This window comes from Arthrobacter ginkgonis, from assembly GCF_039540195.1.
GTDB classification, from domain to species: Bacteria; Actinomycetota; Actinomycetes; order Actinomycetales; family Micrococcaceae; genus Zafaria; species Zafaria ginkgonis.
Genome location: NZ_BAABEO010000024.1, coordinates 151,209 through 159,577, shown reverse-complemented (window position 1 = coordinate 159,577; position 8,369 = coordinate 151,209). Strand labels below are relative to the sequence as shown.

Sequence of the window (8,369 nt, the reverse complement as noted above, 5' to 3'; positions counted from 1 at the left end):
TTTCCATGTAGGCGCAGCGGACGATGTCCGGAGCCGGAACGGAGGGCGTGGGAATGACGTTGCTCATGGTTCTCTCCTTCGAGAAATCGGGATGTTTTTGGGTACGACGGCCGGGCCCGGGGCGGGCGGAAGGTCCGCCCCGGGTGCCGCCTGGGTAAGGACCGGCCCGGCGGGAAGGGTCTAGGACCGCGGACCGGCCCCGGTTCGGAGGGGCTAGGCGCTTGGAGGGACTAGGCGTCGCCGGTTTCGCGGCTGGACTCGACGCCGAACTTGGGGGTGTGCACGTCGCCGAGGGTGATGTGCACGGCCTGCTGGTCGGTGTAGAAGTCGATCGAGCGGTAGCCGCCCTCGTGGCCCAGTCCGGAGGCCTTCACGCCGCCGAACGGGGAGCGCAGGTCGCGCACGTTGTGGGAGTTCAGCCACACCATGCCGGCCTCGACCGACTGTGCGAAGTTGTGTGCGCGCTTGAGGTCGTTGGTCCACACGTAGGCGGCCAGCCCGTACTTGGTGTTGTTCGCCAGCGCCAGGGCCTCCTCGTCGGTGTCGAACGGGGTGATCCCCACGACCGGGCCGAAGATCTCCTCCTGGAAGATCCGCGCGTCCGGGGCGACGTCGGCGAAGACGGTCGGGGCGACGTAGGAGCCCTTCTCCTGGCCCTCGGGCAGGTTCTCCGGGCGGCCGCCGCCGGCCACCAGGCGGCCCTCGGACTTGCCGATCTCCACGTAGGACATGACCTTGTCGTAGTGCTCCGGGTGCACCAGGGCGCCGACCTGGGTCTTGGGGTCGTGCGGGTCACCGACCACGATGGTCTTCGCGCGGGCGGCGTAGCGCTCCACGAAGGTGTCGTAGATGTCGCGCTGGACCAGGATGCGGGACCCGGCGGTGCAGCGCTCGCCGTTGAGGGAGAAGACGCCGAACAGCGTGGAGTCGATGGCCGCGTCCAGGTCCGCGTCGGCGAACACGATCGCCGGGGACTTGCCGCCCAGCTCCATGGACATGCCCTTGAGGTTCTCGGCGCAGTTGCGGAAGATCAGCTGGCCGGTGGAGGACTCGCCGGTGAAGGAGATCAGCGGGACGTCCGGGTGCTTGACCAGCGCGTCGCCGGCGTCCTCGCCCATGCCGTTGACCAGGTTGAACACGCCCTCCGGCAGGCCGGCCTGCTCGAAGATCTCGGCCCACAGGGAGGCGGACAGCGGGGTGAACTCGGCCGGCTTGAGCACCACGGTGCAGCCGGAGGCGATCGAGGGGGCCAGCTTCCAGGACTCCAGCATGAACGGGGTGTTCCACGGGGTGATCAGGCCCGCGACGCCGATCGGCTTGCGGTTGACGTAGTTGAGCTGGGAGCCCGGGACCTTCAGCGCGGTGTCGTGCTGGGCGACGATCAGGTCGGCAAAGAAGCGGAAGTTCTCCGCGGCGCGCTGGGCCTGCCCGCGCGCCTGGGTGATCGGCAGGCCGGTGTCGAAGGTTTCCATCTCGGCCAGGCGGTCCTCCTGGGCGACGACGGCGTCGGCGATCGCGTAGAGCACCTTGGCACGCTCGCGCGGCTTCATCCTCGGCCACGGGCCGTTGACGAACGCGTCGCGGGCCGCGGCGACGGCGGCGTCGACGTCGGCCTTCTGGCCGGCCGCGGCGGTGGCGTAGGCGGTGTTGGTCACCGGGTCCAGGACCTCGAAGGTCTCGCCGCCGAGGGAGTCGACGAACTTTCCGCCGATGTAGTGCTGAAGGTGGCTGGGCAGGTTGTCCGGCACGAAGTGCTTGGTCATGCTGGGGGTCCTTTCCGGGACGGGATTGGGGTGTGGAGGTGGTCTAGAGGACCGACGGCGGTTCGCCCGCGGCCGCGAGATAGGCGTTCAGGGTGCGCATCCGGTGGGCCCGGGCCAGGGCTTCGACCTCGGGGGCCGGGCCCCGGGACTCGAGCAGCCGGAGCAACTCCTCGTGCTCTTCGACCGACTGGCGGGCCCGGCCGGGGATGTGGGTGAAGCTGGAGGCGCGCATGGCGTTCAGCCGGTTCCACCCGCGGTGCACCAGGTCCAGGATGTGCGGATTGGGGCAGGGTCCGTAGAGCGCCTCGTGGAAGCGGTTGTTCAGTTCGGTGAAGCGCGCCGGGTCGAAGTCCTCCAGGCAGGCGCGCAGTTCCTCGTTGAGGGCCCGCGCCTGGGCCAGGTCCGCGGCGGTGAGTTGCGGGGCGGCGAGCGCGGTGGCCGCGCCCTCGACGATGGCCAGGGTCTGCATGGTGTGCAGGTACAGCGTGGCGTCGACGGCGGCCACGGTGGCCCCGACGTTGGGTTCGAAGGTCACCAGGCCCTCGGCCTGGAGCCGGCGGATGGCTTCGCGCACCGGCACGGTGCTGCAGCCGAGCTCGGCCGCCAGGGTGGAGAGCACCAGGCGGTAGCCGGGGACCAGGGCGCCGGCGGAGATCCTCTCGTGGAGCAGCTCGTAGGCCTGCTGGGACTTGGACCGGGCGGGGGCGGTCACGGTCACTTCGCACCCTCCGCGACCCATTCGTCGTAGCGGGCCTTCCACTCGGCGTTCATCGGGAACAGGCCGTCCACCTTGTGGCCCTCCTGGACCCTGCGGAAGACGAACGTGTCCTGGCGTTCCTGCTCCACGACCTCGTCGGCGACCTCGGCCACGATCGCCGGCGGGATGACCAGGATGCCGTCGGCGTCGGCGACGATCACGTCGCCGGGCTGGATGGTGGTCCCGCCGCAGCCGATGGTCACGTCGGTGTCCCACGGCACGTGCTTGCGGCCGAGCACCGCCGGGTGCGCGCCGTTGTGGAAGGTGGGGATGTCCAGTTCGGTGACGGCGCTCAGGTCGCGGACGCCGCCGTCGGTGATGATCGCCTCGGCGCCGCGGACCTGGGCGCGCAGGGCGAGGATGTCGCCAAGGGTGGCAGAGCCCTTCTCGCCGCGGGCCTCCATGACCAGGATCTCGCCGGGGCCGATCGCGTCGATGATGCGCTTCTGGGCGTTGTAGCCGCCACCGTGGGACTTGAAGAGGTCCTCGCGGTTGGGCACGTAGCGCAGCGTGCGGGCGGTGCCGATCACCTTTTGGGTGCCCTTGGTGGCCTGCAGGCCGTCGATGCTCACGTTGTTCAGCCCGCGCTTGCGCAGCGCGCCGGAGATGGTGGCGGTGGCGACGGAGAGCAGCTTGGCCTTGACGTCCTCGGTCAGCGCGGACTTGCCGGTGACCGGGGGCACGACGCCGGCGGCCTCCTCGCTGCCGAACGCGTCGATGCGGTCCGCTTCGGTGATCCGGGGCAGGTTGCCGAAGTCGGCGAAGGATTCGGTGCCCTGCACGACGGGGGTGGACAGGCGGCCGGAGGACAGGCCCGCGGAGGGGAAGTCGACCTCGACCTCGACCGTGTCGCCGGGGACGACCACGGAGGAGCCGGCCGGGGTCCCGGTGAGGATCACGTCGCCCGGGTGCAGGGTCATGAGCTGGGAGAGGTCGGCGATGATCTGCGCGAAGGAGAAGAGCAGGTCGTTGGTGGTGTCGTCCTGGGCGAGTTCGCCGTTCACCCAGGTGCGCACGCGCAGCGCCTCCGGGTCCACCACGGAGGCCGGGATCAGGGCCGGGCCGAACGGGGTGAAGCCGTCCCCGGACTTGGAGCGGATGTTGGATCCCTTGTCCGCGTACTTCATGTCGTACACGCCCAGGTCGTTGCTCGCGGTGACCCACCCGACGTAGGCCCAGGCGTCCTCGAGGGACACGCGGCGGGCCGCGGTGCCGATGACCAGGGCGATCTCGCCCTCGAAGGCCAGCAGTTCGGTGCCGGCGGGGCGCTCGACCGGGGTGCCGGAGAGGCTCAGCGAGGAGGCCGCCTTCATGAAGTAGGAGGGGCTGGCCGGGACCCGGCCGCGCTGCTCGGCGCGGGAGCGGTAGCTCAGGTGCACCGCCAGCACCTTGCCGGCTGCGTCGAGCACGGCCTGGTCCACCGGACGCACCTCGAAGTCGGTCTGCTGCGTCTGCTGGGTGTGGCTGGCTTCCTGGCCCACTGTCACGCTCCTCATCTGTTGTGTATGAAATCGTATACGATGTAGTGTGGCACTCGTCACCCGGTAGCGTCAAGAGCGGATCCCGGGGGACGCCACCCAGGCCCCGCCGACCAGCGGCGGACAGGGTGGCCGACGCAATGGAGGACATCCCGGGGCCACGCCGGTCCGCGGGGAGCGCAGGCGAAACGAGGAGGAGACATGCTGGAGAGGGAGACAATCGTCCGCATCGCGGACGAACTGGTGGAGGCCGGACGCAGCCGCGTTCCGGTGGAGCGCCTGACGGCGCGCTTCCCGGAGATGACCGTGGAGGATTCCTACGCGGTGCAGGATTTGTGGCGGCAGCGCTCGGAGGCCGCGGGACGGCGCCTGGTGGGCCGCAAGATCGGCCTGACGTCGAAGGCGATGCAGGCGGCGACCGGGATCACCGAGCCCGACTACGGGATCATCTTCGACGACATGGTCCTGGACTCGGGGTGCACCGTGCAGTGGGACCAGTACACCCACCCGCGCATCGAGGTCGAGCTCGCCTTCGTCCTGAACAAGGACATCGAGGGCCCCAACGCCAATATCTTCGACGTGCTGCGCGCCACCGAGTACGTGGTCCCGGCCCTGGAGATCCTGGACTCGCGGATCCAGATGGAGGGCCGCACCATCGTGGACACCATTTCCGACAACGCCGCGATGGGCGCCATGGTCATCGGCGGCACCCCCGTGAAGCCGTCCGAGGTGGACCTGCCGTGGATCTCCGCGGTCCTGTTCAAGAACCAGACGGTGGAGGAGACCGGCGTCGCCGCCGGCGTGCTGGGCCACCCGGCCGCCGGGGTCTACTGGCTGGCCAACAAGATCGCGCCCCACGGCCAGAGCCTCAAGGCCGGGGAAATCATCCTCGCCGGGTCCTTCACCCGCCCCATGTGGGTGCACCCCGGCGACACCGTGTTCGCGGACTACGGACCCCTGGGGAGCATCACGTGCCGTTTCGAGTAGAACCCGACCCCTCCCTCAAGGACGTCCTGGCCGGCGCGGACCGCCCGCTGGCCGGGATCTGGGTCTGCTCCGCATCCGGGCTGGTCGCCGAAATCTGCGCCGGCGCCGGCTTCGACTGGCTGTTCATCGACGCCGAGCACTCCCCCAACGGCCCGGCCTCCGTCCTGGACCAGCTCCAGGCCGTGCGCGGCTACCCCGTGGTCCCGGTGGTCCGCCCGCCGGCCAACGACCCGGTCCTGATCAAGCAGTATCTCGACGTCGGGGCGCAGACCCTGATCATTCCCATGGTCCACACGGCCGAGGAGGCCCGGGCCGCCGTCGCCGCGGTGCGCTACCCGCCGCACGGAATCCGCGGCGTCGGCTCCGCGCTAGCCCGCTCCGCCCGCTGGAACCGCATCCCCGACTACCTGAGGCGCGCCTCGGAGACCATCACCCTGATCGTGCAGATCGAATCCGAACAGGCCGTGGCCAACGCCGCGGACATCGCCGCGGTCGACGGCGTGGACGGGGTCTTCATCGGTCCCTCCGACCTCGCCGCGTCGATGGACGTGATCGGCCAGCAGGCCCACCCCGACGTCGTCGCCGCCGTCGAGGCCACGATCGCGACCGTCAAGGCCGCCGGGAAGTACGTGGGCGTGAACGCGTTCGCCGAGACCGAGGCCCGCCGCTACATGGCCGCCGGGGCGGACTTCGTGGGCGTGGGCGCCGACGTCGCCCTGCTGGCCCGCGGCACCGAGGCCCTGGCCGCCCGCTTCACCGGCGACGCCGGCACGGACGGGACTGGCCCCGACAAGAACGTGCCGGCCAGCTACTGAGCCGGCGCAGCCCGGGGTCGACCCGGGCATCCGGAAAAAACCCGCCCGTCCAACGGTGGGTCTTTTCCGGATGCCCCGGTCCGGCCACCTGAATGAGTGGCTATGGGGCTGGCGCAGATACCGGACGGCGGTTCGGGCTGAGGGGCTCGATGTCGATGCCCGGCTCCTTGCCCAGGGCAAGCCTTGCCGCGGTCTCGCCGAGGGCGGGTGCCAGCTTGAAGCCATAACCGGACCACGCGGTGGCCAGGATGATGTTCGGCCGGTCCGGGCGCTCGCCGAGGAAGCCGATCTTGTCCTCCGACCAGCCGTCGATGTGCATCTCGAACCGGTCCCCCACGGGATCCAGCCACGGCAGCAGGGCCCTGACGCTCTCCTGCATGGCTTCCCTGTCGGACTCCGCAACCTCGCGCCCCTGGGACGCCGGATCCGTGACGGCTCCCCAGTCCCAGTCGATGCCGACCTTGAGCGTGCGTCCGTCGTAGGAGCGTCCTCCGTAGACGAACTGCCCGGGCTCTGGGGTCCACACGAAGGACGGGCATCCCTCCAGCAGGTGCTCCATGCCCGGGCGGGGCGTGAACCAGCCGAGCAGGAGCCTGCGCGCATACATCGGCAGGCCCGGTTCGAGGCCGGCGGAAAAGGCCCCGGCCGCCAGGACGACGCGGTCGTAGGTCTCCGTCCCGCTCGCGGACCGGACCTCGACGCCGCCATCCACCGGGCGGAGGTCGTGAACGCGCTCGTTGAACCGGCACCGGGCTCCCCTGGAAGCCGCGAGTTCCAGGGCCGCTTCGACGGCGGCCGCGGGATCGATGATGCCGGCACGGGCATCGAAGACGGCGGACTGCTCCGGGCCCACCTCGAACTGCGGGAACCGCTCCCCCACCGCATTCCGGGTGAGGCTTTCCACGCCCGCGGCGGAGGACAAGTCCAGCGCCGCAAGGCGTTCGGAAGACGAATCGTCGATGATCAGGCCGCCGCAGCGGGTGATGAGCGGCCGGCCGGCCTCCTTCTCGATCCGCTCCCAGCCTTCGAGGCCCTGGACGAGCAGGGCGGCTTCGCCGGGGGTCTTCTCCAGGTAGGGAACCGTGCGCAGCAGGCGGCTCTCGCCGGCGTGGGCACCGTAGCCGTGGGGAGGAGCGAAACGGTCGTAGATGGTGACGTCCGCCCCTTCCCCGGCCAGGGCCAGCGCGGTCGTTGACCCGATGGCCCCGGCGCCGATGACCGCGATTCGGGGAGATTTTCGGGGCGATTTCACTGCGCGCCCTCCCTTGAGGCTTCATCGAGGGACTTGCCCTGGGTCTCGGGGGCCCAGAGGACGGAGATGACCAGGCCGAGCACCGCGATGGCGGCAAGCAGGGCCATGGTGGCCATGTTTCCGAACTTCTCCAGAGCCACCGGCAGAAGGAAGGTGCTGGCTGCCGCGCCCACGCGGCTGAGTGCGGCCGCGAAGCCCATCCCGGTGGCGCGGATCTCCGTGGGGAAGATCTCCGACGGGTACACGTACTCCAGGTTCGATGCCGCGGACGCGACCAGGACGAAGACGGCGAACGCGCCGATGCCGAACCAGACCGGGAAGCTGCCGGCGAAGGACATGGCCAGGAGTGCCGCCGCCACGATCCCGAAGGTAACGATGACCAGCTTCCGCCGGGGAAGGTACTTGATGGCGATGACCCCGGTAACGGCCCCCACCAGCAGCATTCCGTTGACGAGCATCTCGGCGCCCAACTCCGTTCCGATGCCCAAGGCCTCGAACACCTGCGGAAGGAAGATCGTCAAGGCGAACAGCGGCATGACCTGGCAGGCCCAGAAGCCGCCGGCGAAGATCGTCCTGGTCCGATAGGCGGGCGAGAACAACTCGGCGAGTCCCCGCTTGGCAGGCTCCCCGCTGGCGGCCGCCAGGCCCTCAAGCCCGTAGCCTCCGCCGTAGAATCGCTCCACGACGGCCTGCGCCTCCTCGCCGCGGCCGTTCGCCAGCAGCCAGCGGGGAGATTCGGGGCTGCCGATCCGCAGGAGCAGGACCGCCAGGGCGGGGACCGCGGCGGAGGCGAAGATGGCCCGCCAGTCGGCTCCGGCCTCCCGCATCACGTACGCGACCGCAAAGCCGGCGACGAAGCCGACGATCCATGCTCCGTTGAGGCTGGCCAGCAGCGTGCCCCGGCTGCGGCGCGGTGCGAACTCCGACAGCACGGCGGCCCCGATCGCATATTCGGCACCGATGGCGATGCCCATGAACGTTCGCAGTGCCAGCAGGGTCCCTGGATCCGTGACAAACAGGTGTGCCAGCGCGCCCGCTGCGATCACCGCGAAGTCGACGGCCAGCAGCCTCCGGCGGCCAAAACGGTCAGCAAGGCGTCCGGCGATGGGCGCGCCGATGAGGATGCCGAGGAGCGTGGATGCGGCAAGCAGGCCGAGCCACAGGCCGTTCAGCCCGAGTTCCGGCGTCGCGAGACCCAGGGCGATGCCGATGTGGCCGAGGATGTAGCCGTCGGTGAACATCCCTCCGAGGGTGAAAGCCGAGACCCGCCAGAGGAACGGTGTCATGGGGGACTCTTCGATCTGCAATTGCGGGCGA

Annotated in this window: 7 protein-coding genes; 2 read left to right on the top strand and 5 right to left on the bottom strand. The window is 70.1% G+C overall.

The features are described 5' to 3' along the window. Positions 1 to 230: 230 nt before the first annotated feature. From hpaE to ABD912_RS18515, 3 genes are read right to left on the bottom strand one after another with little or no spacing between them, the layout of a single operon-like run. Positions 231 to 1,763 carry a 5-carboxymethyl-2-hydroxymuconate semialdehyde dehydrogenase gene (gene hpaE / locus ABD912_RS18525; RefSeq protein WP_345153181.1) on the bottom strand — a complete coding sequence of 511 codons (1,533 nt, stop codon included), beginning with the start codon at positions 1,761 to 1,763 and terminating at the stop codon, positions 231 to 233. Between the two features lie 43 nt (positions 1,764 to 1,806). Next, the gene (locus tag ABD912_RS18520) at positions 1,807 to 2,502 is read right to left on the bottom strand and encodes a GntR family transcriptional regulator (RefSeq protein ID WP_345153178.1); all 696 of its coding nucleotides are present in this window, start codon (positions 2,500 to 2,502) and stop codon (positions 1,807 to 1,809) included. Then, positions 2,478 to 4,016 carry a fumarylacetoacetate hydrolase family protein gene (locus ABD912_RS18515; RefSeq protein ID WP_345153176.1) on the bottom strand — a complete coding sequence of 513 codons (1,539 nt, stop codon included), beginning with the start codon at positions 4,014 to 4,016 and terminating at the stop codon, positions 2,478 to 2,480. Before ABD912_RS18515 ends, ABD912_RS18520 begins: the two co-directional genes overlap by 25 nt. A gap of 183 nt (positions 4,017 to 4,199) precedes the next feature. Between ABD912_RS18515 and hpaH the strand changes: the two genes are divergently transcribed. Together hpaH and ABD912_RS18505 are read left to right on the top strand one after the other, a co-directional pair. After that, the gene (gene hpaH, locus ABD912_RS18510; protein WP_345153174.1) at positions 4,200 to 4,985 is read left to right on the top strand and encodes a 2-oxo-hept-4-ene-1,7-dioate hydratase; all 786 of its coding nucleotides are present in this window, start codon (positions 4,200 to 4,202) and stop codon (positions 4,983 to 4,985) included. Then, the gene (locus ABD912_RS18505) at positions 4,970 to 5,800 is read left to right on the top strand and encodes an aldolase/citrate lyase family protein (RefSeq protein ID WP_345153172.1); all 831 of its coding nucleotides are present in this window, start codon (positions 4,970 to 4,972) and stop codon (positions 5,798 to 5,800) included. Before hpaH ends, ABD912_RS18505 begins: the two co-directional genes overlap by 16 nt. A 100-nt stretch (positions 5,801 to 5,900) precedes the next feature. On the opposite strand, the gene ABD912_RS18500 is transcribed toward ABD912_RS18505, so the two are convergent. After that, positions 5,901 to 7,052, bottom strand: a complete 1,152-nt coding sequence (locus ABD912_RS18500) for an FAD-dependent oxidoreductase (protein ID WP_345153168.1) — start codon at positions 7,050 to 7,052, stop codon at positions 5,901 to 5,903. Further along, positions 7,049 to 8,338, bottom strand: a complete 1,290-nt coding sequence (locus ABD912_RS18495) for an MFS transporter (protein WP_345153166.1) — start codon at positions 8,336 to 8,338, stop codon at positions 7,049 to 7,051. Before ABD912_RS18495 ends, ABD912_RS18500 begins: the two co-directional genes overlap by 4 nt. Positions 8,339 to 8,369: the final 31 nt, after the last annotated feature.